This is a genomic window from Clostridium prolinivorans (assembly GCF_004011155.1).
Lineage (GTDB): Bacteria > Bacillota > Clostridia > Clostridiales > Clostridiaceae > Clostridium_AT > Clostridium_AT prolinivorans.
Map to the genome: position 1 here is coordinate 1 of NZ_RJWG01000003.1, position 23,791 is coordinate 23,791.

Sequence of the window (23,791 nt, forward strand, 5' to 3'; positions counted from 1 at the left end):
GAAAGAACAATATATCTGGTGACGATGGCGAGAAGGTAACACCCGTTCCCATTCCGAACACGCAAGTCAAGCTTCTCAGCGCCGATGGTACTGCTCGGGAGACCGAGTGGAAGAGTAGGACGTTGCCAGATTTTATGGCTCCTTGGTCAAGCGGTTAAGACACCACCCTTTCACGGTGGTAACAGGGGTTCGATTCCCCTAGGAGTCACCATAATATGCAGGCGTGGCGGAATTGGCAGACGCACTAGACTTAGGATCTAGCGCCTATGGCGTGGGGGTTCGACTCCCTTCGCCTGCACCAAATAAAAAGAACCTTTTATAAAAATAAGAAGGTTCTTTTTATTTTTATGTGATTAATTTATTACTTATAAGTTAATAATATTAAATATTATAAATTATTGAACCTATATTCACTAGTTTTTTTAATTCAGTATAAGTAAACAATATTAAATATATAAATAAATTATATAACATTATTCTTTGTATTTAAAAAATACTTGTCAAAATATAAAATTTAGTGTACAATATAGGAGTTGCGATGTAATAACAGCGATGAGGCAAGAGGTGGCCGGCTTCCGGGGAATTTTTGCTGAGTATGCTCAAGTCATGAACTGGGCGACGGAGAGTCTGTAAAGTGTTGCTATGTTTAAGTATATGCAACACCCGGAACAGTTTACAGAACATCCGCTGTTGTACGTAGGAAGCAAAGCGTGCGATGAAAAGGAGGGAAATAAAATGGCAAAACAAAAAATTAGAATTAGATTAAAGGCTTTTGATCATAACATATTAGATCAATCAGCTGAAAAAATTGTAGAAACTGCAAAATCTACAGGAGCTAAAGTAGCAGGACCAGTTCCACTACCAACTGAAAAAGATGTTATAACAATTTTAAGAGCTCCACACAAATATAAAGATTCAAGAGAACAATTTGAAATGAGAACTCATAAAAGACTAATAGATATACTTAGTCCATCACCTAAAACTGTTGATGCGCTTATGAGATTAGATTTGCCAGCAGGCGTTGATATTGAAATAAAATTATAATCGTACATAATATAAGTACGAAATAAAAATTGAACTATTATGATTGCTAAGGTGATCCGCTAATATGTTTAGGAGGTGCAAGAGATATGAAAAAGGCTATACTAGGTAGAAAACTTGGTATGACTCAAATTTTCGATGAAAATGGGAAAGTAGTTCCAGTTACAGTTGTTGAAGCAGGTCCATGCGTTGTAATTCAAAAGAAGACTGTTCTTAAAGATGGTTACGATGCAATACAAGTTGGATTTGAAGATATAAGAGAATCATTAAGAAATAAACCAATAAAGGGACATTTTGCAAAAGCAGGTGTGCCTTTAAAGAGATTTGTTAAAGAATTAAAACTTGAAAATGCTAGCGAATATCAAGTAGGTCAAGAAATTAAAGTTGACATATTTGAAGCAGGTGAAAGAGTTGATGTTTCAGGTGTTTCAAAAGGAAAGGGATTTGCTGGTGTTATAAAGAGATGGAATTTTAACAGAGGACCAGAAAGCCACGGTTCTAAATTTCACAGAGCAGTAGGTTCAATGGGTGCTTCATCATATCCATCAAGAACATTTAAAAACAAGAAAATGCCTGGACATATGGGAAATGTCAATACAACAGTATTAAACCTTCAAGTAGCAAAGGTAATGCCTGAAAAGAACATTATTCTTATTAAAGGCGGAATACCAGGACCTAATAAAGGTTTAGTAGTAATTAGAAATACTGTTAAAGCCTAAGTTTTGGTAGAAAGGAGGATACAGAATGCCTACAGTAGGATTATATAATAAAGAAGGACAAAAAGTTGGAGATATACAATTATCAGAAAATGTATTTGCTGCTCCAATAAATACTTATGCAATGCACCAAGTTGTATTAGCACAGCTTGCTAATAAAAGACAAGGAACACAATCTGCTAAAACTAGAGCTGAAGTTTCTGGAGGTGGAATAAAGCCATGGAGGCAAAAGGGAACTGGTAGAGCAAGACAAGGTTCAATCAGATCACCACAATGGACTCATGGTGGTATAGTATTTGCACCAAAGCCAAGAGACTACAGCATGTCAGTACCTAAGAAGTTAAAAAGAGTGGCTTTAAAGTCAGCGCTTTCTTCAAAGGTTGCAGATAATAATATAATTGTATTAGAAAGTTTAGAATTAGAAGCTCCAAAAACTAAAGAAATAGTTTCAATGTTAAATGCTTTAAATGCAAAAAATACATTAATTGTAACTGCTGAAGTTAATGAAAATGTATATAAATCAGCAAGAAACATTGAAGGAGTTGCAGTATTACCTATAAATAATTTAAATGTATATGATTTATTAAAATATGAAAAATTTATAGTAACTAAAGATGCTGTATCAAAAATTGAGGAGGTGTATGCATAATGAAGCTAACTAATTACGATATAATAAGAAAACCAGTTATCACTGAAAAAAGCATGGCTTCAATGGCAGACAAAAAATACACCTTCATAGTTGATGTGCATGCTAATAAAACAATGATTAAAAAAGCAGTAGAAGAAGTTTTTGGAGTTAAGGTTGAAGATGTAAAAGTTATGAACATAATGGGAAAAACTAAGAGAGTTGGAGTTCATATAGGAAAAAGACCTGACTACAAAAAAGCTATAGTTAAGTTAACTGCAGATAGCAAAAATATAGAATTCTTTGAAGAAATGCAATAATTAATATAAGTGTATAAAAAGCAAGTATTGGCTGAGGGCCAGAAAAGCTAAAAAAAGGAGGGAATAAAATGGCAGTTAAAAAGTTTAAACCTACCACACCTTCAAGAAGACAAATGACAATGCCAACATTTGAAGAGATAACAACTGATGTACCAGAGAAATCTCTTTTAGTGCCATTGAAGAAGAATGCTGGTAGAAATAACCAAGGTAAAATAACTGTTAGACATCACGGTGGTGGTGCAAAACAAAAATATAGAATAATAGATTTTAAGAGAAATAAAGATGGAATTCCAGCTAAAGTTTCTACTATAGAATATGATCCAAATAGATCAGCATATATAGCATTGGTAACTTATGCGGACGGAGAAAAAAGATATATTATAGCTCCAGTTGGACTTAAAGTTGGAGATGTAGTAATGTCTGGTCCAGATGTAGATATAAAAGTTGGTAATACCCTTCCACTTAAAAACATACCTGTTGGTACTGTAATTCATAATATTGAATTAACTGCTGGAAAAGGAGCACAATTAGTAAGAAGTGCAGGTGCTTCTGCTCAGCTTATGGCAAAAGAAGGAGATTATGCTACACTTAGATTACCAAGTGGCGAAATGAGATATGTAAGACTTGAATGCAGAGCTACTATAGGAACAGTTTCTAACTTAACACACGAAATTGTTAACTTAGGTAATGCAGGAAGAAAAAGACATATGGGTTGGAGACCTACTGTAAGAGGTTCAGTAATGAATCCTGTTGATCACCCACATGGTGGTGGAGAAGGTAAATCACCAATAGGTCATCCAGGACCACTTACTCCTTGGGGTAAACCTGCGCTTGGATATAAGACAAGAAAGCATAAGAAATATTCAGATAGATTCATAATTAAGAGAAGAAATACTAAATAATTAGGGGAGAATTTATAATTCTCTTCCTATATTATCTCAATAGGTAATATGAAGGGAGGCAAATTAATTGAGTAGATCAGTAAAAAAGGGACCTTTTGTTCATGAAGGTTTATTAAAGAAAATAAATGAGATGAACAAAACAGGAGAAAAGAAGGTTATAAAAACTTGGTCTAGAAGTTCAACTATATTCCCACAAATGATAGGTCACACAATAGCTGTGCATGATGGAAGAAAACATGTTCCAGTTTACATATCAGAAGATATGGTAGGACACAAGCTAGGTGAATTTGTATTAACTAGAACTTTTAAAGGCCATGTAGATAAAACTGAAAAGAAAACTGGCTTAAAGTAATTTAAGGAAGGAGGTAGCTAACTATGGAAGCTAAAGCTATAGCTAAATATATAAGAATGTCACCAATGAAAGTTGGGGTAGTTCTTGATTTAATTAGAAATAAAAATGTAAATGAAGCTTTTGCTATATTACAATATACTCCAAAGGATGCAGCTGTCGTAGTAAATAAATTATTAAAGTCAGCTGTAGCAAATGCAGAAAATAATCTAAATTTAGATGTTAATAGATTATATGTTTCTGAAGCATATGTAGGTCAAGGACCAACATTGAAAAGATATAGACCACACGCACAAGGTAGAGCGTTTAGTATAAAGAAGAGAACTAGTCATATTACACTTGTAGTTAAGGAAAGAGCATAAGAAGGAGGGATATATAGTGGGACAAAAAGTACATCCACACGGCTTAAGAGTTGGTGTAATTAAAGATTGGGATGCAAAATGGTACGCTGATAAGAAAAATTTTGCTGACAATTTAATAGAAGATAACAAAATAAGAGAATTTGTAAAAAGAAGACTATACCAATCTGGTATTTCTAAAATTGAAATAGAAAGAGCTGCAAAAAGAATTAAATTAAATATATATACTGCTAAGCCAGGAATGGTTATAGGAAAAGGTGGAGCAGGAATAGAAGAATTAAAAAAAGATATTTCAGCTATTGTTAAAGATAAAACTGTACTTATAAATATAGTAGAAGTTAAAAATGCTGAAACAGATGCTCAGCTTATGGCTGAAAATATAGCAGCGCAATTAGAAAAAAGAATAGCATTTAGAAGAGCTATGAAGCAGACTATACAAAGAGCTATGAAGCAAGGAGTTAAAGGAGTTAAAACTGAATGTTCAGGAAGACTTGCTGGTGCTGAAATAGCTAGAACTGAAAGATATCATGAAGGAACAATTCCACTACAAACATTAAGAGCCGATATAGATTATGGTTTTGCAGAAGCAGATACAACTTATGGTAAAATTGGAGTTAAAGTTTGGGTGTATAAAGGAGAAGTTCTTCCAACTAAGAAAGTTAAGAAGGAAGAAGTAAACGCATAAGGAAGGAGGAATACGCTATGTTAATGCCTAAAAGAGTTAAACATCGTAAGCAAATGCGTGGCAGAATGAGAGGTAAAGCTACAAGAGGTAACTTTATTGCTTATGGAGATTTCGGTATTCAAGCCACTGAACCAGGATGGATTACAAGCAATCAGATAGAAGCAGCCAGAATAGCTATAAATAGATATATTAAAAGAGGAGGAAAACTTTGGATAAAGATTTTCCCAGATAAACCAGTTACTGAAAAGCCTGCAGAAACACGTATGGGATCCGGAAAAGGTTCACCAGAATTTTGGGTTGCAGTTGTAAAACCAGGCAGAGTATTATTTGAATTATCAGGAGTATCAGAAGAAGTAGCTAGAGAAGCAATGAGACTAGCATCACATAAACTTCCTGTATCAACTAAGTTTGTTACAAGGAAAGATTTTGAGGAAATGGGTGGTGAAATTAATGAAGGCTAATGATTTAAGAGAATTAAGAGAAAGTACCCCTCAAGATTTAAAAGAAAAGTTAAATAGCCTAAAAGCTGAGTTATTCAATTTAAGATTTCAGCTAGCTACTGGTCAGCTTGAAAATCCAATGAGAATAAGAGAAGTAAAAAAATCTATAGCCCAAATTAAAACCATCCTTAGGGAAGCTGAGTTAAGGGCAATAAAGTAGTATGCCGAAAGGAGGAGCGTCCAAGTGGAAAGAGCAAATAGAAAAACAAGAATTGGAAGAGTTGTTTCTGATAAAATGGATAAAACCATAGTAGTTGCTGTTGAAACAAAAGTTCGTCACCCATTATATGGTAAAACAGTTAACAGAACTACTAAGTTTAAGGCACATGATGAAAACAATGAAGCTAAAATTAATGATAGAGTTTTAATAATGGAAACTAGACCATTATCTAAAGATAAAAGATGGAGACTTGTTGAGATAGTTGAAAAAGCTAAATAGCTTAAACATTGAAAGGAGGGTATTTACATGATACAGCAACAAACAATGTTAAAGGTAGCTGATAATACTGGTGCTAAAGAAATAATGTGCATTAGAGTATTAGGCGGTTCTAAAAGAAAGTATGGAAACATTGGAGATGTAATAGTTGCTAGCGTTAAAAGTGCAACACCTGGCGGAGTTGTTAAAAAAGGTGATGTTGTAAAAGCAGTAATAGTTAGATCCGTTAAAGGAGTAAGAAGAGCTGATGGCTCATATATAAAATTTGATGAAAACGCAGCAGTTATAATAAAAGATGATAAACAGCCAAGAGGAACTCGTATCTTTGGGCCTGTGGCTAGGGAGCTAAGGGATAAGGAATATACAAAGATTCTTTCATTGGCGCCTGAAGTTCTATAAGATAGGGAGGTGGCTATTGTGGAAAAAACAAAGGTACATGTAAGAAAAAAAGATACAGTTATGGTTATATCCGGAAAAGATAAAGGTAAAATAGGAGAAGTTTTAAAAGTTTTACCTAAATATGGCAAAGTTATTGTTAAAGATGTTAATGTAGTTAGCAGACATACAAAACCAAACAAAACAAATATGCAAGGCGGAATTATAAAAAAAGAAGCTCCAATATTTAGTTCAAAGGTTATGTTATATTGCAATAACTGTAAAAATGTAACAAGAATAAGTCATAAAATACTTGATGACGGAACTAAGGTTAGAGTATGTAAAAAGTGCGGAGAAACATTTTAATGTTTGAAAGGAGGTTTAACTAATGGTTCCAAGACTACAAGAAAAATATGAAAAAGAAGTTATCCCAGCTTTAATGGAAAAGTTTGGATATAAAAATATAATGGAAGTTCCTAAATTAGATAAAATAGTTGTGAACATGGGTGTAGGAGAAGCTAAAGATAATCCTAAAGTATTAGAATCTGCTATGTCTGATTTACAGTTAATAACTGGTCAAAAGCCAATTCTAACTAGAGCTAAGAAATCTATAGCTAATTTTAAAATAAGAGAAAACATGCCAATAGGATGTAAAGTTACTCTTAGAAAAGATAGAATGTTTGAATTTGCTGATAAACTTATAAATGTAGCTTTACCAAGAGTTAGAGATTTTAGAGGCGTTTCAGATAAATCTTTTGATGGAAGAGGAAATTATTCATTAGGAATTAAGGAACAACTAATTTTCCCAGAAATTGAATATGATAAAATTGATAAAGTAAGAGGTATGGATATAATATTTGTAACTACTGCAAAGACAGACGAGGAAGCAAGAGAGCTATTAAGATTCCTTGGTATGCCATTTGCTCAATAATTAAGGAGGGAAAACATGGCACGTAAGGCTTTAATAGAAAAGTGGAATAAAGAACCAAAGTTCTCAACTAGAGCTTATACAAGATGCAGAATATGTGGAAGACCACATGCTGTATTAAGAAAATTTGGTGTATGCCGTATTTGTTTTAGAGAACTTGCTTATAAAGGTCAAATACCTGGCGTAAAAAAAGCAAGTTGGTAATAAAACTTATTAGATGAAAGGAGGCACAAATAAATGGCAATGACAGATCCTATTGCAGATTTTCTAACACGTATTAGAAATGCTAATGTTGTTAGACATGAAATAGTAGAAGTACCGTCTTCAAATATAAAGAAGGCTATTGCAAATATAATGCTACAAGAGGGATACCTTAAAAATATAGAGGAATATAATGATGGTTCAGTACCTATGTTAAGATTAACAATGAAATATGGTGCTAATAAACAAAGAGTTATAACTGGACTTAGAAGAATATCTAAACCAGGACTTAGAGTTTATTGTAAGAAAGAAGAAATACCAAAAGTACTTAATGGCTTAGGGGTTGCTATTATATCAACTTCTAAAGGAATAGTTCCAGATAGAGAAGCAAGAAAATTAGGACTAGGTGGAGAAGTTATTTGCTACATCTGGTAGTTTAACAGAGGAGGTGTAATTAATGTCAAGAATAGGAAGACTTCCAGTATCTATACCAAATGGTGTAACAGTTACAGTAACACCAGACAATGTTGTTACTGTTAAAGGACCAAAAGGTCAACTTGTAAAGGCTATGAGTAATAAAATTAATATTGCTGTTGAAAATAATTCTGTAGTTGTTACAAGAAATAGTGATGATAAAGAAGAAAGAGCTCTTCACGGATTAACTAGAGCTTTAATAAATAATATGATTGTAGGAGTTACTTCAGGATATCAAAAAACATTAGAATTAGTTGGTGTTGGTTATAGAGCAGCACTACAAGGTAAAAAATTAGTATTAAATCTTGGATATTCACATCCAGTTGAAATAGAAGCAGTACCTGGCATTGAATTTGAAACTCCAGCTCCAACAAAAGTAGTTGTTAAGGGAATTGATAAAGAATTAGTTGGTGCAGTTGCTGCAGATATAAGAACATGGAGAAAGCCAGAGCCATATAAGGGCAAAGGAATTAAATATGATAATGAAGTAATAAGACGTAAAGAAGGAAAAACTGGTAAGAAATAATTAGTTTACAAACCGTCAATGCGTACAAATTAAGTTTGGAGTATTGACAATTATGAGAAGGGGTGAACTTTATGATTAAAAAAGAAGATAGACAAGAAGCTAGAGTAAGACGTCATTTAAGAATACGTAAAAAAGTTTCTGGTACATCTGAAAGACCAAGATTATCAGTATATAGAAGTGAAAAGAACATATATGCTCAAATAATCGATGATGTTGCTCAAAAAACATTAGTTTCTGCATCAAGTCTTGATAAAGAATTTGAAGGAGTTGGAAGCAACAAAGAAGCAGCAAGAAAAGTTGGTGCTTTAATAGCTAAAAGAGCGTTAGAAAAAGGAATTAAGTCTGTTGTATTTGACAGAGGCGGATATATTTATCATGGAAGAATACAAGAACTTGCTGAAGGAGCAAGAGAAGCTGGACTAGAATTTTAATAAGAAGGAGGGAAATAAATGAGAATAGATCCTAGCACACTAGAGCTAAAAGAAAAAGTTGTTTTTATAAATAGAGTTGCCAAGGTTGTAAAAGGTGGTAGAAATTTCAGATTCAGTGCTCTTGTAGTAGTTGGAGATGAAAATGGCCACGTTGGAGTTGGAATTGGTAAATCAATAGAAATTCCTGAAGCTATTAGAAAAGGAATTGAAGATGCTAAAAAGAATCTTATTAAAGTACCTATAGTTGGGACTACAGTTCCTCATGAAGTTTTAGGAGTATTTGGAAAAGGTAAAGTTCTTATTATGCCAGCAGCAGAAGGTACTGGAGTTATAGCTGGAGGTCCAGCTAGAGCAGTACTTGAGCTTGCAGGATTAAAGGATGTTAGAGCTAAATCACTTGGTTCTAATAATCCAAGAAACATGGTTAATGCTACAATAAACGGGTTAGCTTCTTTAAGAACAGCTGAAGAAATTGCTAAGCTTAGAGGTAAGACCGTTGAAGAGATTCTAGGTTAGGAGGGACTTGACCATGGCTAAGCTACAAATCACATTAAAAAAGAGCTTAATTGGAAGATTAGATAGTCACATAGCTACTGCTAAAGCTCTTGGGCTATCTAAAATAGGAAAAAGCGTTGAAAAAGAGGATACTCCTCAAATTAGAGGTATGATAAATAAAATAAGCTATCTTTTAGATGTAAAAGAAATATAAAATTAAGAGGAGGTGTAATAAATGAAACTTCATGACTTAAAACCAGCAGAAGGCGCTAGAAAAAGTCCTAAAAGAGTAGGTAGAGGTACTGGTTCAGGGCTTGGAAGAAATGCCGGAAAAGGTGAAAAAGGACAATGGGCTAGATCAGGTGGTGGAGTAAGACCAGGTTTTGAAGGAGGTCAGATGCCTTTATACAGAAGACTTCCAAAGAGAGGTTTTACTAATATATTCGCTAAAGAATATGCAACCATAAATGTAGATAGATTAAACATATTTGAAAATGGTACAGTAGTTACACCTGAACTTCTTCTTGAAAAAAGAGTAATAAGTAAATTATATGATGGTGTAAAAATATTAGGAAATGGAGAATTACAAAAAAGCTTGACAGTTAAGGCATCAAAGTTTTCTAAAACTGCAGCTGAAAAAATTGAAGCGGCTGGGGGAAAAGTTGAGGTGGTATAAATGTTATCAACCCTACGTAATGCATGGAGAACTCCTGAATTAAGGAAAAGAATATTATGGACGCTGTTTTTAGTTGCAATTTACAGGATGGGGAATAGTATCCTCGTTCCTGGGGTTGATACAAATGTACTCAAAAATATGGCTACATCAGGTACTTTATTTGGATTTTATGATTTAATTTCTGGTGGAGCATTTAGCAAATTTAATATATTTGCTTTAGGAGTAGTACCATATATTAACGCATCTATAATTATTCAGCTGCTTACAGTAGCTATTCCATATTTAGAACAGCTTTCAAAAGAAGGCGAAGAAGGCCGAAAAAAATTACAAAATTATACTAGATATGCTTCAATAGCATTTGCTATATTACAGTCATATACAATATATGTTATAATATGGAATACAAATGCACTTAAAGATACTTCGAAGCTAACAATGTTTATAATTATGCTTACGGTTACTACTGCATCAATTTTTTTGATGTGGTTAGGTGATCAAATAACAGTTAAAGGTATAGGGAATGGTATTTCATTAATTATTTTTATTAATATTATTTCAAGAATTCCTTTTACCATATACCAGATTGTAGGTCTCCAAAGCATGGAACAAGTTAATATAGTAGAGGTTATAATATTTATAGCGGTTGCAGCAGCATTATTAATTGTAGTTACGATAATGAGTTTGGCAGAAAGAAGAATACCTGTGCAGTATGCAGGAAAAACAGTTGGGAATAAAACTTTTAAAGGACAATCGACACATATTCCTATAAATTTAAATGCATCAGGAGTAATAGCAATAATTTTTGCATCTTCTGTAATGCAATTTCCAGCAACTATAGCACAATTGTTCCCAAATTCAAAAATATTCAGAGCAATTACTTCAAGTGACTATAGTCCGTTTAAACCTAATACGTGGTTATATGCGCTTGTGTTCTTTTTGTTAATATTATTTTTCTCTTGGTTTTATACTCAAATTACATTTAAACCAGATGAAATGGCAGAAAATATGCATAAATCTTCTGGTTTTATACCTGGAATAAGACCAGGAGAGTATACGGCAAAATATATTGAAAAAGTACTAACAAAAGTTTCATTACTTGGAGGAGCCTTTGCAGCCATTATAGCAGTGTTCCCAATTATCGTTGAAGGTTATACAAAGTTTAAAGGGATATCATTTGGAGGAACCAGTTTATTAATTCTAGTTGGAGTTGCTCTTGAAATTGTAAGACAATTAGAGTCACAATTAGTAATGCGTCATTACCAAGGATTTTTAAAATAAAAATTGGAGATGGTGCTATTGAAGATAGTTATATTAGGCCCTCCGGGTGCTGGAAAGGGAACTCAAGCTAAGTCAATATGCAATAAATTTTCTATACCACATATATCTACAGGCGATATTTTCAGAAAACATATATCTATGGAGACTTCTCTAGGAATTGAAGCAAAAAAATACATCGAAAAAGGGCAATTAGTTCCTGATGATATAACAATTGATATTGTAATAGATAGATTAAAAAAAGATGATTGTACAACAGGATTTTTGCTAGATGGTTTTCCAAGAACTGTTTATCAAGCAAAAGCATTGGATGATTTTCTTTTTAAATCGAAAAGTCAACTTGATACAGCATTATTAATAGATGTTCCAAAATATTTTATAATAGAAAGAATGAGCGGAAGAAGAGTTTGTCCATCTTGTGGAGCAAGTTATCACATAAAATTTAATCCTCCTGTTTTTGAAGGTAAATGTGATGTATGTGGAAATGACATAATCCAAAGAAAGGACGATAAAGAAGAAACAGTTATAGAAAGACTTGAAATCTATGACGCAGAAACGCAACCTTTAATAAAATATTATAAAGATAAAAATTTATTAAATGTTGTAGACGGAACGAAAGCCATAAACGATGTCTTTAAAAATATTTGTGAAATTCTAGGAGAGATAAAAAATGATAATAATAAAAAATGATAAAGAAATTGAATATATGAGGAGTGCGGGAAAGCTTGTAGGTGAAACCTTAGAAAAACTTGAAGAGGTAATAAAACCAGGAATAACCACTGCAGAATTGGATAGAATAGCAGAAGAGTTCATAGTAAAGCATAATGCAAAACCATCATTTAAGGGTTACCAAGGATTTCCGGCTTCTATATGTACATCAATAAATGATGAAGTAGTACATGGAATTCCAGGAAAAAGAATATTAAAAGAAGGCGATATAATTAGTATTGATTGTGGAGCTATATTAAATGGGTACCAAGGTGATGCTGCTAGAACTATAGGAGTTGGCAAAATATCTAAAGAAGCTGAAACTTTAATTGAAGTAACTAAAGAAAGTTTCTTTAAAGGGGTAGAAAAAGCACTAGTTGGGAATAGACTCACAGATATATCTTCAGCAATACAAAATTATGTAGAAAGCTTTAATTTTTCTGTTGTACGAGATTTTGTAGGTCACGGAATAGGAAGAGATATGCACGAAGATCCTGAAGTTCCTAATTTTGGGAGACCAGGTAGAGGACCTAAATTAAGTCATGGTATGGTTCTAGCTATAGAACCTATGGTTAATATAGGGAGATATGATGTTTTAATACAGCCTAATGGCTGGACAGTGGTAACAGAAGATGGTTCTCTTTCAGCCCATTATGAAAATACAGTAGCTATTTTAAATGATGGACCTGAAATACTAACTCTTATCTAATGAGGTGGTTAATTTGATTAACAATGATTATATTGGAAGGCTGGTTTATTCAAAATCAGGCAGGGACGCAAATAGAGCTTTTATTATAATAGATACAATAGATGAGAATTATGTATATATATGCGATGGAGATTTGCGAACTGTTGAAAAGCCTAAAAAAAAGAAAATTAAGCATCTTAATATAACTAATATATATATAGATGAAATCAAAAATAAGCTTGAAAAAAAAGATAGAGTTAGTAACAAAGAGATAAAAAAGTGTTTACAGCATATGAACTCTAATAAGGAGGTTTGATTACCTTATGTCAAAAGATGATGTTATTGAAATGCAAGGTAAGGTTTTAGAAGCTTTGCCTAATGCTATGTTTAGAGTTGAACTTGAGAGTGGTCATGAGATATTGGCTCATATTTCAGGAAAGTTAAGAATGAATTTTATAAGAATTATACCAGGAGATAAAGTTACTGTGGAGCTTTCTCCATATGACTTAACTCGTGGTAGAATAACCTGGAGAGCAAAGTAATAAGGAGGGTTAGCCATGAAAGTAAGACCATCAGTTAAACCAATATGCGAAAAGTGCAAGGTTATTAAAAGAAAAGGAAGAGTTATGGTTATCTGTGAAAATCCTAAGCATAAACAAAAACAAGGTTAAAATGTTTTAGGGGCGGCTGACAGTAAAACAAAAGTTTTATTGGCCTAAAACTTTAATATATATATAAAACTAATAAATTTGGTTTATTTCATTAATACCTAGGAGGTGTAAGATTTAATGGCAAGAATAGCAGGTGTTGACCTACCAAAAGAAAAAAGAGTTGAAATAGGTTTAACATATATATATGGTATAGGATTACCAACATCACAAAAAATATTAAAAGAAACAGGAATTAATCCAGATACAAGGGTAAAAGACTTAACAGAAGAAGAAGTTAATGCATTAAGAGATTATGTAAAGAACTTAAAAGTTGAAGGTGACTTAAGAAGAGATGTAGCTCTTAATATTAAGAGATTAATAGAAATAGGATGTTATAGAGGTATAAGACACAGAAAAGGTCTTCCAGTAAGAGGACAAAGAACTAAAACTAATGCAAGAACTAGAAAAGGCCCAAAGAGAGCTATAGGGGCTAAAAAGAAGAAATAGTAAGGAGGTAAGGAAATGGCAGCTCAAAAAGTTAAGAGAACTACTAGAAGAAGAAAAGAAAGAAAAAATGTTGAGCATGGTGCTGCACATATTAAATCCACTTTTAATAACTCTATAGTTACACTTACTGATAAAAATGGAAATGCTTTATCATGGGCTAGTGCAGGTGGATTAGGCTTTAGAGGATCAAGAAAAAGTACTCCATACGCTGCTCAAATGGCAGCAGAAACTGCTGCAAAAGCAGCAATGGAACATGGTTTAAGAAGTGTTGAAGTTTATGTAAAGGGACCAGGAGCAGGAAGAGAAGCTGCTATAAGATCTCTTCAGGCAGCAGGACTTGAAGTAACTTTAATTAAAGACGTTACTCCAATACCACATAATGGATGCAGACCACCAAAAAGAAGAAGAGTTTAATTATATATATAGAAAAATGCAGGAGGTGTAAATTTTAATGGCAAGATATACTGGAGCTCACTGCAGAATATGCAGAAGAGAAGGAATAAAGCTATTCCTTAAAGGGGATAGATGCTATACAGATAAATGTGCATTTGCTAGAAGAGGATATGCACCAGGACAACACGGACAAAATAAGAAGAAGCTTTCAAACTATGGTGTTCAGTTAAGAGAAAAGCAAAAAGCTAAGAGAATATATGAATTATTAGAAAGTCAATTTAAAACATACTACGATAAAGCTGAAAGAATGAAGGGAATAACAGGTGAAAACTTATTAAAACTTCTTGAAATGAGATTAGATAACGTAGTATTCAGACTAGGATTTGGAAGTTCAAGAAGAGAAGCTAGACAATTAGTTACTCATGGACATTTTTTAGTAAATGGTAAGAAAGTAGATATACCATCATATAGTGTATCTGTTGGTGATGTAATAACTGTTGCAGAAAAAAGCAGAAACAGTGAAAGATTTAAGATGTTTATTGAAAATCCAAAAGCTCTTCCAAATTGGCTAGAAGGCAACTTAGAAAACTTTGAAGGTAAAGTGATTTCTGAGCCAACTAGAGCTGATATTGACGTTCCAGTTAATGAAACACTAATAGTTGAGTTATACAGCAAGTAATTAAAATAGAATCAGTTGCCCTCAAAATAGCGAAAAATTGAATAATAAGGAGGGTTTGTATATAAAATGTTAGAAATAGAAAAGCCTAAAATTGAATGTGTTGAACTTAAAGAAGATGGTACTTATGGTAAATTTGTAGTAGAACCATTAGAAAGAGGTTATGGAATAACTCTAGGTAATGCATTAAGAAGAATTTTACTTTCCTCATTACCTGGAGCAGCAGCAACCTCTGTTAGAATAGAAAATGTACTTCATGAATTTTCAAGTGTTCAAGGAGTAAAAGAAGATGTCACTGAACTTATACTAAACATAAAAAGTTTAGCATTGAAGATGAATGGTGAAGGCCCTAGCACTATATATATAGATGCCAATGGGGAAGGAGAAGTAACTGGAGCAGATATAAAAACTGATGGAAATGTAGAAATTGTAAACAAAGATTTACATATAGCAACATTAGATGAAGATGGTAAGCTATATATGGAAATCACTGTTGACAGAGGAAGAGGATATGTTTCTCAAACTAAAAACAAGAAAGATAATCTACCTATAAATACAATCCCTGTTGATTCAATATATACTCCAGTAAAAAGAGTTAATTTTAATGTAGAAAATACTAGAGTTGGTCAAATTACAGATTATGATAAACTAACTCTTGAAGTGTGGACTAATGGAACAATAAAACCAGATGAAGCTATAGGATTATCTGCTAAAATTCTTATAGAACACTTTAAATTATTTATGACTCTTACAGATCAAGCTAATAATGTTGAAATAATGGTTGAAAAAGAAGAAGATAAAAAAGAAAAAGTTCTTGAAATGACAATTGAAGAACTTGATTTATCTGTAAGAAGTTATAACTGCTTAAAGAGAGCTGGAATTAATACAGTACAAGAATTAACTCAAAGATCTATAGATGATATGATGAAAGTTAGAAACTTAGGTAAAAAATCACTTGAAGAAGTAGAGCAAAAGCTTGCTACTCTTGGTTTAAGCTTAAAACAAAGTGAAGAATAAAACTTTGTGTGCCCACCAATTGTGATAAAGGAGGTAAAGACATGGCAGGATATCGTAAATTAGGTCGTCCAACTGATCAAAGAAAAGCAATGTTAAGAAATCTTGTTACTAGTTTCTTAAAAAATGGTAAAATACAAACAACTGAAACTAGAGCAAAAGAAACTAAAAATATAGCTGAAAAAATGATTACTCTTGCTAAAAGAGGAGATCTTCATGCTAGAAGACAAGTGCTTTCATTTGTAACAGAAGAGAGTGTTGTTACAAATTTATTTGATAATATAGCTCCAAAGTATGCTGAAAGAAATGGCGGATATACTAGAATGTATAAAGTAGGTCCAAGAAGAGGCGACGGAGCAGAAATGGTTATACTAGAGTTAGTGTAATAGTAAAAGTAACACATCAAAAGGTGATGTTGTAAGCTAACTAAAAGGGATTAAGTTAAATTAGCTTAGTCCCTTTTTAAATAGAGGTGTTTTATTATGGGAAATATGGTAGAGTGCAGGGAGCTTAAATACCAATACGCAGGGACAGAAGAAGAAAATGGTAAAATTGCAATAAATAATATAGATATAAACATAAAAAAAGGTGAATTTCTTGTAATATTAGGACGAAATGGTTCTGGAAAATCAACATTAGCTAAGCATATTAATGCTTTACTTCTTCCTACTTCTGGCAAAGTATATGTAGATGGATTAGATACATCAGATCCAAATAATTTATGGAATATAAGAAATAAAGCTGGTATGGTGTTTCAAAATCCAGATAACCAAATAGTGGCAACTATTGTTGAAGAAGATGTAGCTTTTGGACCAGAAAATTTGGGTATAGAACCAAGTGAAATAAGGAAAAGAGTAAATGATGCTCTTAAAACAGTAGATATGTATGAATATAGAAAACATGCTCCTCATCTTTTATCAGGAGGTCAAAAACAGAGGATTGCTATAGCTGGTATATTAGCTATGAGACCAGAATGTATTGTTTTTGATGAACCTACTGCAATGCTTGATCCATCTGGAAGAAAAGAAGTAATAAAAACTATTAAAGAAATAAATAAAATTTATGGTATTACTATAGTGCTTATAACTCACTTTATGGAAGAAGCTGCAGAAGCTGATAGAATAATTGTAATGGACAAAGGAAGCTTAATAATGGAAGGGACTCCGAGAGATATATTTAGTAAAGTTTCAGTAATGAAAAATATTGGATTAGATGTCCCACAAGTTACTGAATTAGCTTATGAATTACAAAAGAGTGGTATTAAAATTGATACTAACATATTAACTATAGAAGAAATGGTGGAAGCATTATGTCAATTAATATAGAGAATATAACACATATATATATGAAAGGTTCTCCCTTTGAAAAAAAAGCTTTAGATAATGTATCTATTAAAATAAATGATGGTGAGTTTATTGCACTTATAGGTCATACTGGTTCAGGGAAATCTACTTTAATACAACATATAAATGGATTATTAAAACCTGACAATGGTAAAATATTTATAGATGACATAGACATTACAAGTAAGAATATAAAACTTAGTGAAATAAGAAAAAAAGTAGGACTTGTTTTTCAATATCCAGAATATCAACTTTTTGAAGAAACTATAGAAAAAGATATAGCTTTTGGTCCTAAAAATTTAGGCTTAAGTGAAGAAGAAATAAATAATAGGGTAAAAAGAGCTATGAATATGGTTGGACTTGATTATGAAACTTATAAAAACAAATCTCCATTTGATTTAAGCGGAGGTCAAAAAAGGAGAGTTGCCATAGCAGGAGTTGTTGCTATGGAACCTAATGTACTTATTTTAGATGAGCCAACTGCTGGATTAGATCCAAAAGGAAGAGATGATATATTAAACCAGGTAAAGTTACTTCATAAAGAGTATAAAATGACAGTAATTTTAGTTTCTCACAGTATGGAAGATGTAGCTAAAGTTGCTGATAGAATATTAGTTATGCATAAAGGTAAATGTATACTTGATGGGAAACCAGAAAAAATATTTAAAGAAATAGATACTTTAGAAAGTGTTGGCTTAGCAGTCCCACAAGTTACGTATTTAATGAAAGCTCTTAAGGAAAAAGGCTTTGATATATCAGAAGATGCATTTACCATAAATCAAGCTAAAAATGAAATATTAAAGATTTTAAGGAGAGCAAAAAATGATTAAGGATATTACTCTAGGACAATATATACCTGGTGAATCATTTGTACATAAGCTTGATCCAAGAATTAAAATAATAATTTCTATAATTTTTATATCTTCTCTTTTTATAATAAATAATTTTAAAGGATATATATTTGTAGTTGCATTTATTGCAACCACTATAATAATATCAAAAGTTCCTTTTAAATTTATATACAAAGGATTAAAACCAATATTCATATTACTTATATTTACCGCTTTTATAAATATATTTATGACAACTGGTGAAGGCACACCTTTAATTCATTGGAAATTTATAAAAATATATAAAGAAGGACTTATACTAGCAGCTTTTATGATAATAAGGCTTACTTTCCTTATAATAGGAACATCACTATTAACATTGACAACTTCTCCAATTGAACTAACAGATGGTATAGAGAAATTATTAAATCCTTTTAGAAAGATAGGTATACCTTCTCATGAATTAGCAATGATGATGACTATAGCTTTAAGGTTTATTCCAACTCTTATGGATGAAACTGATAAAATTATGAAAGCTCAAATGGCAAGGGGAGCCGATTTTGAAAGCGGAAACTTATTTGCTAGGGCTAAAAATTTAATTCCATTATTAGTACCTTTATTTATAAGTTCATTTAGAAGAGCAGATGAACTTGCTATGGCTATGGAAGCAAGATGTTATAGAGGTGGAGAAGGAAGAACAAGGATGAAGGTATTAAAGTTAGAAAATAGAGATTATATAGCAAGTAGTTTCACTGTTTTGTATGTATTATTATGTATTTTTAGTAGAAGCTAATAATTTTTTATGAGGTAAAAATATGAGAAATATAAAGCTCGTAATAGAGTATGATGGAACAAATTATTCTGGCTGGCAAATACAAAAAAATGCTACAAGTGTTCAAGGAAAACTTCAAGAAACATTAAAAAAAATAACAGGTGAAGATATTGAAGTTATAGGATGCAGCAGAACTGATGCTGGAGTACATGCAAGAAGATTTGTTGCTAATTTTAAAACAGAAAGTAAAATACCTTATAAAAATTTTAAAGCTGCTTTAAACAGTAATCTTCCTTCTGATATTGTAATAATAAATTCAGAAGAAGTTTCTTTAGACTTTCATTCTAGGTATTCAAGTAAAGGAAAACTTTATAGCTATACCATATTAAATAAAGAAGAGCCAGCTGCTATAGGCAGAAATTATGTTTATCATTATAAAAGAAAACTAGATGTTGAAGCAATGAATAAAGCTTGTAAATTTTTTTTAGGCACACATGATTTTGCGGCTTTTAAAAGTTCAGGAAGTTCAGTAAAAAACACTATAAGGACTATACAAAAAGCTTATTTCAAAGTAAATGCAGATAAAATAATTTTTTATATTGAAGCTGATGGGTTTTTGTATAATATGGTAAGAATAATAGTAGGTACTTTAATTGATGTAGGTATTCATAAAATAAATCCAGAATATGTGTTAGAAATAATAAAATCTAAAGATAGAAAAAGAGCTTCGAAAACAGTTCCGGCAAGTGGATTATGTCTTGAATTTGTCTATTATTAAATAAAGGAAATTTATTGACACACCAGGTCGAATGTATTATAATGAATAATGTTGTATTATGTAGTGTATAAGATCCACTAGCCCCGGGTCTTGACATAGATAAACGTTTTTTATGTAGAGTTCAGGGAGGGAAAAAGATGAAATCATACTTAGCAAAAAAGAATGAAATTGAAAGAAAATGGTATGTAATTGATGCAGCAGGGAAACCACTAGGAAGAGTTGCAAGCCAAGTTGCTACAATTTTAAGAGGAAAACACAAACCAATATTTACACCAAATGTTGATACTGGAGATTTCGTAATAGTTATTAATGCTGAAAAAGTTGTTTTAACAGGAAAGAAACTTGATCAAAAAATGATGAGACATCACTCATTATATCCAGGTGGATTAAAAGAAACTCCATATAGAGAAGTTTTAGCAAAGAAACCTGAATATGCTTTCAAAGAAGCAGTAAGAAGAATGCTTCCAAGTGGACCATTAGGAAGAGATATGCTTAGCAAATTAAAAGTATATAGAGGTGCTGAACATGAACATGCAGCACAAAAACCAGAAGTACTTGAGTTAAAGTACTAGTTATTGGAAGCAGGAGGGAGGATTTAAAATGGCTAAAGTTCAGTATATAGGAACTGGAAGAAGAAAAAAATCAGTCGCTAGAGTTAGACTTGTACCAGGTGAAGGTAAAATAACAATTAATAAAAGAGATATAGAAAATTATTTTGGATTAGAAACTTTAAGATTTATAGTTAATCAGCCATTAGTATTAACTGGAACTAAAGAAAAATTTGATGTTATAGTAAATGTTAATGGTGGAGGATATACAGGTCAAGCTGGTGCTATTAGACATGGAATAGCTAGAGCATTAGTTAAAGCTGATGAAAATCTTAGACCAGAACTTAAGAAAGCTGGTTTCTTAACAAGAGATCCAAGAATGAAAGAAAGAAAGAAATACGGTCTTAAGAAAGCTAGAAGAGCACCACAATTCTCAAAGAGATAAAAATATCTTTTTCCAAGAAAGTACGCTTGGAATTTCAAAATTTGCTCAAAGAAGATACAAACGTCAGGGGAAGAGCCTCTGGCGTTTTTTTATTTCAAAAAAATTACCAAAAATTTTATAATTTAAAAAAATAAATTTAGTCAAAACTATAATAAAGGTTTTAAATTAAATCTAAATAAAAAACCTTATAAAAGTAGTAAGTTTTATGTTCTTATAATAAATAAGGAAAATAATAAAACTCATATAAGAAATGAACAAATACATTAAAAACAATAAAATTATCTATGCAATAAATCTATTCATTAAAAATATTTCTCTTGAACAAAATTTTAAAGGAGGTATTTTTGATGATTATACAAAAAATAAAAGGTAAATTGGGCATAATTGCTTTTTTTGCAGTAATTTTAGCTATATATAGTATATTACCAGTATCAGCACGAAATAAAGGTACAAATGATAAGAAAACTATTCTTATAGATGCAGGACATGGTGGATATGATGGCGGAGCAATAGGTAAAACAGGAATAAAAGAAAAAGATATTAATTTAGCTATAAGTCTTAAACTAAAAGATGCTTTAATAAAAAATGGATACAAAGTTGTTATGATTAGAGAAACAGATAAAGCACTTATAGAAGAAGGAAAAAGAAATACTACTAAAAAAGCACAAGATATGGAAAATAGATGTAAAATAAAAGAAGAGTCCAATGCAGATTTATTTATAAGTATACATCAAAATCATTTTCCACAAGAGAAATATTATGGTGCACAAGTATGGTATTCTAATAATGAAAAAAGCAGTACATTGGCTCATATAGTACAGGAAAATTTAAAAATAGATTTAAATCATGATAATAAAAGAGTAGAAAAACCTGCAAAAAATAATTATAAAATTTTATCTTGCAGTGATAAAATGCCATCAATTTTAGTAGAATGTGGTTTTTTATCAAACTATGAAGAAGAAAAGAGACTTTTAGATGAAAATTATCAAGAAAAAATTGTAGAATCTTTAGTAAAATCAATAAATGAGTATTTTAAAAAAGAAAATATGTAATTATAAAAACGACATATTTCCCAGGGAATATGTCGTTTTTTACAATTAATTTATAGAAAAATTAAAAAATTAAAAAATTTTAGATTGTATTAAAGATAATTTAATTGACAATAGACATCATACAACGTAAAATAATGTTAGACAACTATTTTGAGCGATTAAATATATAAAAAGGTGGTATAGTTATGAGAAGTGATGCAATAAAAAAAGGTAGCAAAAGCGCACCACATCGTTCTTTATTAAATGCTTTAGGGCTTACTAAAGAAGAAATGGATAGGCCGCTTATAGGTATTGTAAGTTCACAAAATGATATAGTACCAGGTCATATGAATCTAGACAAAATTGTAGAAGCAGTTAAAATTGGAGTAGCAATGGCCGGAGGTACACCTATTGTTTTTCCTGCAATTGCTGTTTGTGATGGTATAGCAATGGGACATCAAGGTATGAAATATTCACTTGTTACAAGAGAGCTTATTGCAGATTCAACTGAAGCAATGGCTATGGCACATGCATTTGATGCTCTTGTAATGGTTCCTAATTGTGACAAAAATGTGCCGGGACTTTTAATGGCAGCAGCAAGAATTAATATTCCAACAATTTTTGTAAGCGGAGGCCCTATGCTCGCTGGGAAAGTAGATGGCTGTAAAACAAGTCTTTCAAGTATGTTTGAAGCAGTTGGAGCTTTTAATGCAGGAAAAATTACAGAAGAAAAACTTGAAGAATTTGAGAATAAGGCTTGCCCAACATGTGGTTCTTGTTCTGGAATGTATACAGCAAATAGTATGAATTGCTTAACAGAAGTTCTTGGAATGGCATTACAAGGTAATGGTACTATTCCAGCAGTTTATTCAGAAAGAATTAAGCTGGCAAAACATACAGGTATGAAAATTATGGAATTACTTGAGAAAGATATAAGACCAAGGGATATTATGACAGAAGATGCATTTAAAAATGCATTAACTATGGATATGGCTCTTGGATGCAGTACAAATAGTATGCTTCATTTGCCAGCAATTGCCCATGAAGCAGGAGTTGAATTAAATATTGATTTAGCTAACGAAATAAGTTCAAAAACACCAAATCTTTGTCATCTTGCCCCTGCAGGGAATACATACATTGAAGATTTACATGAAGCTGGTGGAATTTATGCAGTTATGAATGAAATAAATAAACTTGGTTTATTAAAAACAGATTTAATTACATGTACTGGAAAAACTATTGCTGAAAATATCAAAGGTTGTTATAACAAAAATACTGAAGTAATTAGACCTGTTGATAACCCTTATAGTGAAACTGGAGGAATAGCAGTCCTTAGAGGAAATCTTGCACCAGATTCATGTGTAGTTAAACGTTCTGCTGTTGCACCTGAAATGTTAAAACATGAAGGACCAGCAAGAGTATTTGATTGCGAAGAAGATGCCCTAGATGCTATAAATTCAGGGAAAATAGTTGCCGGAGATGTTGTTGTGATAAGGTATGAAGGTCCTAAAGGAGGCCCTGGAATGAGAGAAATGCTTAATCCAACTTCAGCAATTATAGGAAGAGGATTAGGGAGTTCAGTAGCTCTTATAACAGATGGACGTTTTAGTGGTGCTACTAGAGGTGCTGCAATTGGCCATGTTTCTCCAGAGGCAGCTGTTGGAGGAAATATTGCATTAGTTGAAGAAGGAGATATAATTCAAATAGATATTACAGCTAATACAATTAATTTTCTTGTAAGTGATGAGGAATTAGAAAGAAGAAGAGCTAATTGGAAACCTAGAGAGCCTAAAATTACAACTGGGTATCTTTCAAGATATGCTGAACTAGTAACATCAGGGAATAGAGGTGCTGTTTTAGAAATCCCTAAAAGATAAATAATATAAATAAGAAATAATATAAATGAAAATTTACTAAAGCATATAAATTTTTTAACCTTTTTCAATAATATATTAATTAGTATTATAACACATTTAGTTTAATATTATAAAATAATAGCCATAAATCTATAATATTTTTCGTTTGTTTAAGCGTTAGTTAAGTTTAACGAAAATACTTTTGATTTATGGCTATTTTAATATTAAATATTTTTAT

At 31.9% G+C, this 23,791-nt stretch carries 40 protein-coding genes, 2 tRNA genes and 1 rRNA gene; all 43 read left to right on the forward strand.

Going from position 1 to position 23,791, the window contains the following annotated elements; translation table 11 throughout:
* Positions 1-14 precede the first annotated feature (14 nt).
* Positions 15-131: ribosomal RNA gene (gene rrf / locus EGD97_RS04130) — 5S ribosomal RNA — on the forward strand.
* A gap of 5 nt (positions 132-136) precedes the next feature.
* Positions 137-211, forward strand: a tRNA-Glu gene (locus tag EGD97_RS04135).
* A 6-nt stretch (positions 212-217) separates the two neighbouring features.
* A tRNA-Leu gene (locus EGD97_RS04140) sits at positions 218-301 on the forward strand.
* A gap of 434 nt (positions 302-735) precedes the next feature.
* Positions 736-1,044 (forward strand): 30S ribosomal protein S10, encoded by a 309-nt coding sequence (gene rpsJ / locus EGD97_RS04145; protein ID WP_078682191.1) that lies wholly within the window; start codon positions 736-738, stop codon positions 1,042-1,044.
* Positions 1,045-1,130: 86 nt separating this feature from the next.
* A complete protein-coding gene (rplC, locus tag EGD97_RS04150; RefSeq protein WP_078682192.1) occupies positions 1,131-1,760 on the forward strand; it encodes a 50S ribosomal protein L3 in 630 nt (209 codons plus the stop codon).
* A 25-nt stretch (positions 1,761-1,785) separates the two neighbouring features.
* Entirely contained in the window at positions 1,786-2,406 is a 621-nt protein-coding gene (rplD, locus tag EGD97_RS04155) for a 50S ribosomal protein L4 (RefSeq protein WP_078682193.1), read from the forward strand.
* A complete protein-coding gene (rplW, locus tag EGD97_RS04160; protein WP_078682194.1) occupies positions 2,406-2,702 on the forward strand; it encodes a 50S ribosomal protein L23 in 297 nt (98 codons plus the stop codon). Before rplD ends, rplW begins: the two co-directional genes overlap by 1 nt.
* Before the next feature lie 68 nt (positions 2,703-2,770).
* Positions 2,771-3,604 carry a 50S ribosomal protein L2 gene (rplB, locus tag EGD97_RS04165; protein WP_078682195.1) on the forward strand — a complete coding sequence of 278 codons (834 nt, stop codon included), beginning with the start codon at positions 2,771-2,773 and terminating at the stop codon, positions 3,602-3,604.
* Between the two features lie 67 nt (positions 3,605-3,671).
* Positions 3,672-3,956 carry a 30S ribosomal protein S19 gene (gene rpsS, locus EGD97_RS04170; protein WP_078682196.1) on the forward strand — a complete coding sequence of 95 codons (285 nt, stop codon included), beginning with the start codon at positions 3,672-3,674 and terminating at the stop codon, positions 3,954-3,956.
* A gap of 23 nt (positions 3,957-3,979) precedes the next feature.
* Positions 3,980-4,315 carry a 50S ribosomal protein L22 gene (gene rplV / locus EGD97_RS04175; RefSeq protein ID WP_078682197.1) on the forward strand — a complete coding sequence of 112 codons (336 nt, stop codon included), beginning with the start codon at positions 3,980-3,982 and terminating at the stop codon, positions 4,313-4,315.
* Positions 4,316-4,331: 16 nt separating this feature from the next.
* Positions 4,332-4,997, forward strand: coding sequence for a 30S ribosomal protein S3 (gene rpsC, locus EGD97_RS04180; RefSeq protein WP_078682198.1), 666 nt, complete (start codon positions 4,332-4,334; stop codon positions 4,995-4,997).
* A gap of 17 nt (positions 4,998-5,014) precedes the next feature.
* The gene (gene rplP, locus EGD97_RS04185) at positions 5,015-5,458 is read left to right on the forward strand and encodes a 50S ribosomal protein L16 (protein ID WP_078682199.1); all 444 of its coding nucleotides are present in this window, start codon (positions 5,015-5,017) and stop codon (positions 5,456-5,458) included.
* A complete protein-coding gene (rpmC, locus tag EGD97_RS04190; RefSeq protein ID WP_078682200.1) occupies positions 5,448-5,657 on the forward strand; it encodes a 50S ribosomal protein L29 in 210 nt (69 codons plus the stop codon). The genes rplP and rpmC overlap by 11 nt, the downstream gene beginning before the upstream one ends.
* Before the next feature lie 24 nt (positions 5,658-5,681).
* Complete coding sequence (rpsQ, locus tag EGD97_RS04195; RefSeq protein WP_078682201.1) at positions 5,682-5,936, forward strand: 30S ribosomal protein S17; 255 nt, start codon at positions 5,682-5,684, stop codon at positions 5,934-5,936.
* Positions 5,937-5,963: 27 nt separating this feature from the next.
* A complete protein-coding gene (gene rplN / locus EGD97_RS04200; protein ID WP_078682202.1) occupies positions 5,964-6,332 on the forward strand; it encodes a 50S ribosomal protein L14 in 369 nt (122 codons plus the stop codon).
* 18 nt (positions 6,333-6,350) lie between these two features.
* Positions 6,351-6,674, forward strand: a complete 324-nt coding sequence (gene rplX, locus EGD97_RS04205) for a 50S ribosomal protein L24 (RefSeq protein WP_127836551.1) — start codon at positions 6,351-6,353, stop codon at positions 6,672-6,674.
* A gap of 22 nt (positions 6,675-6,696) precedes the next feature.
* Positions 6,697-7,239 carry a 50S ribosomal protein L5 gene (gene rplE / locus EGD97_RS04210; protein WP_078682203.1) on the forward strand — a complete coding sequence of 181 codons (543 nt, stop codon included), beginning with the start codon at positions 6,697-6,699 and terminating at the stop codon, positions 7,237-7,239.
* Positions 7,240-7,254: 15 nt separating this feature from the next.
* Entirely contained in the window at positions 7,255-7,440 is a 186-nt protein-coding gene (locus EGD97_RS04215; RefSeq protein WP_078682204.1) for a type Z 30S ribosomal protein S14, read from the forward strand.
* A 33-nt stretch (positions 7,441-7,473) separates the two neighbouring features.
* The gene (gene rpsH, locus EGD97_RS04220) at positions 7,474-7,872 is read left to right on the forward strand and encodes a 30S ribosomal protein S8 (RefSeq protein WP_078682205.1); all 399 of its coding nucleotides are present in this window, start codon (positions 7,474-7,476) and stop codon (positions 7,870-7,872) included.
* A gap of 22 nt (positions 7,873-7,894) precedes the next feature.
* On the forward strand, positions 7,895-8,437 hold the full coding sequence (rplF, locus tag EGD97_RS04225) for a 50S ribosomal protein L6 (RefSeq protein WP_078682206.1): 543 nt from the start codon (positions 7,895-7,897) through the stop codon (positions 8,435-8,437).
* Positions 8,438-8,508: 71 nt separating this feature from the next.
* Positions 8,509-8,868: a 50S ribosomal protein L18 gene (rplR, locus tag EGD97_RS04230; protein ID WP_078682207.1), complete on the forward strand. Its 360-nt coding sequence runs from the start codon at positions 8,509-8,511 to the stop codon at positions 8,866-8,868.
* A gap of 18 nt (positions 8,869-8,886) precedes the next feature.
* On the forward strand, positions 8,887-9,384 hold the full coding sequence (gene rpsE, locus EGD97_RS04235) for a 30S ribosomal protein S5 (RefSeq protein WP_078682208.1): 498 nt from the start codon (positions 8,887-8,889) through the stop codon (positions 9,382-9,384).
* A gap of 13 nt (positions 9,385-9,397) precedes the next feature.
* The gene (rpmD, locus tag EGD97_RS04240; protein WP_078682209.1) at positions 9,398-9,577 is read left to right on the forward strand and encodes a 50S ribosomal protein L30; all 180 of its coding nucleotides are present in this window, start codon (positions 9,398-9,400) and stop codon (positions 9,575-9,577) included.
* A gap of 21 nt (positions 9,578-9,598) precedes the next feature.
* On the forward strand, positions 9,599-10,039 hold the full coding sequence (gene rplO, locus EGD97_RS04245; RefSeq protein ID WP_078682210.1) for a 50S ribosomal protein L15: 441 nt from the start codon (positions 9,599-9,601) through the stop codon (positions 10,037-10,039).
* Positions 10,040-11,317 (forward strand): preprotein translocase subunit SecY, encoded by a 1,278-nt coding sequence (gene secY / locus EGD97_RS04250; RefSeq protein WP_078682211.1) that lies wholly within the window; start codon positions 10,040-10,042, stop codon positions 11,315-11,317. It abuts the gene before it with no gap.
* Positions 11,318-11,335: 18 nt separating this feature from the next.
* Complete coding sequence (locus EGD97_RS04255; RefSeq protein ID WP_078682212.1) at positions 11,336-12,004, forward strand: adenylate kinase; 669 nt, start codon at positions 11,336-11,338, stop codon at positions 12,002-12,004.
* Positions 11,985-12,731, forward strand: a complete 747-nt coding sequence (gene map / locus EGD97_RS04260) for a type I methionyl aminopeptidase (RefSeq protein ID WP_078682213.1) — start codon at positions 11,985-11,987, stop codon at positions 12,729-12,731. The genes EGD97_RS04255 and map overlap by 20 nt, the downstream gene beginning before the upstream one ends.
* A 16-nt stretch (positions 12,732-12,747) precedes the next feature.
* Positions 12,748-13,026 carry a KOW domain-containing RNA-binding protein gene (locus tag EGD97_RS04265; protein WP_078682348.1) on the forward strand — a complete coding sequence of 93 codons (279 nt, stop codon included), beginning with the start codon at positions 12,748-12,750 and terminating at the stop codon, positions 13,024-13,026.
* Between the two features lie 7 nt (positions 13,027-13,033).
* Positions 13,034-13,252, forward strand: coding sequence for a translation initiation factor IF-1 (gene infA / locus EGD97_RS04270; RefSeq protein WP_078682214.1), 219 nt, complete (start codon positions 13,034-13,036; stop codon positions 13,250-13,252).
* Between the two features lie 15 nt (positions 13,253-13,267).
* A complete protein-coding gene (rpmJ, locus tag EGD97_RS04275) occupies positions 13,268-13,381 on the forward strand; it encodes a 50S ribosomal protein L36 (RefSeq protein ID WP_003373491.1) in 114 nt (37 codons plus the stop codon).
* 117 nt (positions 13,382-13,498) lie between these two features.
* A complete protein-coding gene (gene rpsM, locus EGD97_RS04280; RefSeq protein ID WP_078682215.1) occupies positions 13,499-13,867 on the forward strand; it encodes a 30S ribosomal protein S13 in 369 nt (122 codons plus the stop codon).
* 15 nt (positions 13,868-13,882) lie between these two features.
* On the forward strand, positions 13,883-14,281 hold the full coding sequence (rpsK, locus tag EGD97_RS04285; protein ID WP_078682216.1) for a 30S ribosomal protein S11: 399 nt from the start codon (positions 13,883-13,885) through the stop codon (positions 14,279-14,281).
* A gap of 37 nt (positions 14,282-14,318) precedes the next feature.
* Positions 14,319-14,939: a 30S ribosomal protein S4 gene (rpsD, locus tag EGD97_RS04290; protein WP_078682217.1), complete on the forward strand. Its 621-nt coding sequence runs from the start codon at positions 14,319-14,321 to the stop codon at positions 14,937-14,939.
* Positions 14,940-15,005: 66 nt separating this feature from the next.
* Positions 15,006-15,953 carry a DNA-directed RNA polymerase subunit alpha gene (locus EGD97_RS04295; RefSeq protein ID WP_078682218.1) on the forward strand — a complete coding sequence of 316 codons (948 nt, stop codon included), beginning with the start codon at positions 15,006-15,008 and terminating at the stop codon, positions 15,951-15,953.
* Between the two features lie 41 nt (positions 15,954-15,994).
* Positions 15,995-16,336 (forward strand): 50S ribosomal protein L17, encoded by a 342-nt coding sequence (gene rplQ, locus EGD97_RS04300; protein WP_078682219.1) that lies wholly within the window; start codon positions 15,995-15,997, stop codon positions 16,334-16,336.
* A 96-nt stretch (positions 16,337-16,432) separates the two neighbouring features.
* Positions 16,433-17,275: an energy-coupling factor transporter ATPase gene (locus tag EGD97_RS04305; protein ID WP_078682220.1), complete on the forward strand. Its 843-nt coding sequence runs from the start codon at positions 16,433-16,435 to the stop codon at positions 17,273-17,275.
* A complete protein-coding gene (locus tag EGD97_RS04310; RefSeq protein WP_078682221.1) occupies positions 17,260-18,123 on the forward strand; it encodes an energy-coupling factor transporter ATPase in 864 nt (287 codons plus the stop codon). Before EGD97_RS04305 ends, EGD97_RS04310 begins: the two co-directional genes overlap by 16 nt.
* Positions 18,116-18,916: an energy-coupling factor transporter transmembrane component T family protein gene (locus EGD97_RS04315; protein WP_127836553.1), complete on the forward strand. Its 801-nt coding sequence runs from the start codon at positions 18,116-18,118 to the stop codon at positions 18,914-18,916. The genes EGD97_RS04310 and EGD97_RS04315 overlap by 8 nt, the downstream gene beginning before the upstream one ends.
* A 22-nt stretch (positions 18,917-18,938) precedes the next feature.
* Entirely contained in the window at positions 18,939-19,673 is a 735-nt protein-coding gene (gene truA / locus EGD97_RS04320) for a tRNA pseudouridine(38-40) synthase TruA (protein ID WP_078682223.1), read from the forward strand.
* A 137-nt stretch (positions 19,674-19,810) separates the two neighbouring features.
* A complete protein-coding gene (gene rplM, locus EGD97_RS04325) occupies positions 19,811-20,245 on the forward strand; it encodes a 50S ribosomal protein L13 (protein ID WP_078682224.1) in 435 nt (144 codons plus the stop codon).
* A gap of 28 nt (positions 20,246-20,273) precedes the next feature.
* Complete coding sequence (gene rpsI, locus EGD97_RS04330) at positions 20,274-20,666, forward strand: 30S ribosomal protein S9 (RefSeq protein ID WP_078682225.1); 393 nt, start codon at positions 20,274-20,276, stop codon at positions 20,664-20,666.
* A 347-nt stretch (positions 20,667-21,013) separates the two neighbouring features.
* Positions 21,014-21,718 carry an N-acetylmuramoyl-L-alanine amidase CwlD gene (gene cwlD, locus EGD97_RS04335; RefSeq protein ID WP_078682226.1) on the forward strand — a complete coding sequence of 235 codons (705 nt, stop codon included), beginning with the start codon at positions 21,014-21,016 and terminating at the stop codon, positions 21,716-21,718.
* Between the two features lie 185 nt (positions 21,719-21,903).
* Positions 21,904-23,574, forward strand: coding sequence for a dihydroxy-acid dehydratase (gene ilvD, locus EGD97_RS04340; RefSeq protein WP_078682227.1), 1,671 nt, complete (start codon positions 21,904-21,906; stop codon positions 23,572-23,574).
* Positions 23,575-23,791: the final 217 nt, after the last annotated feature.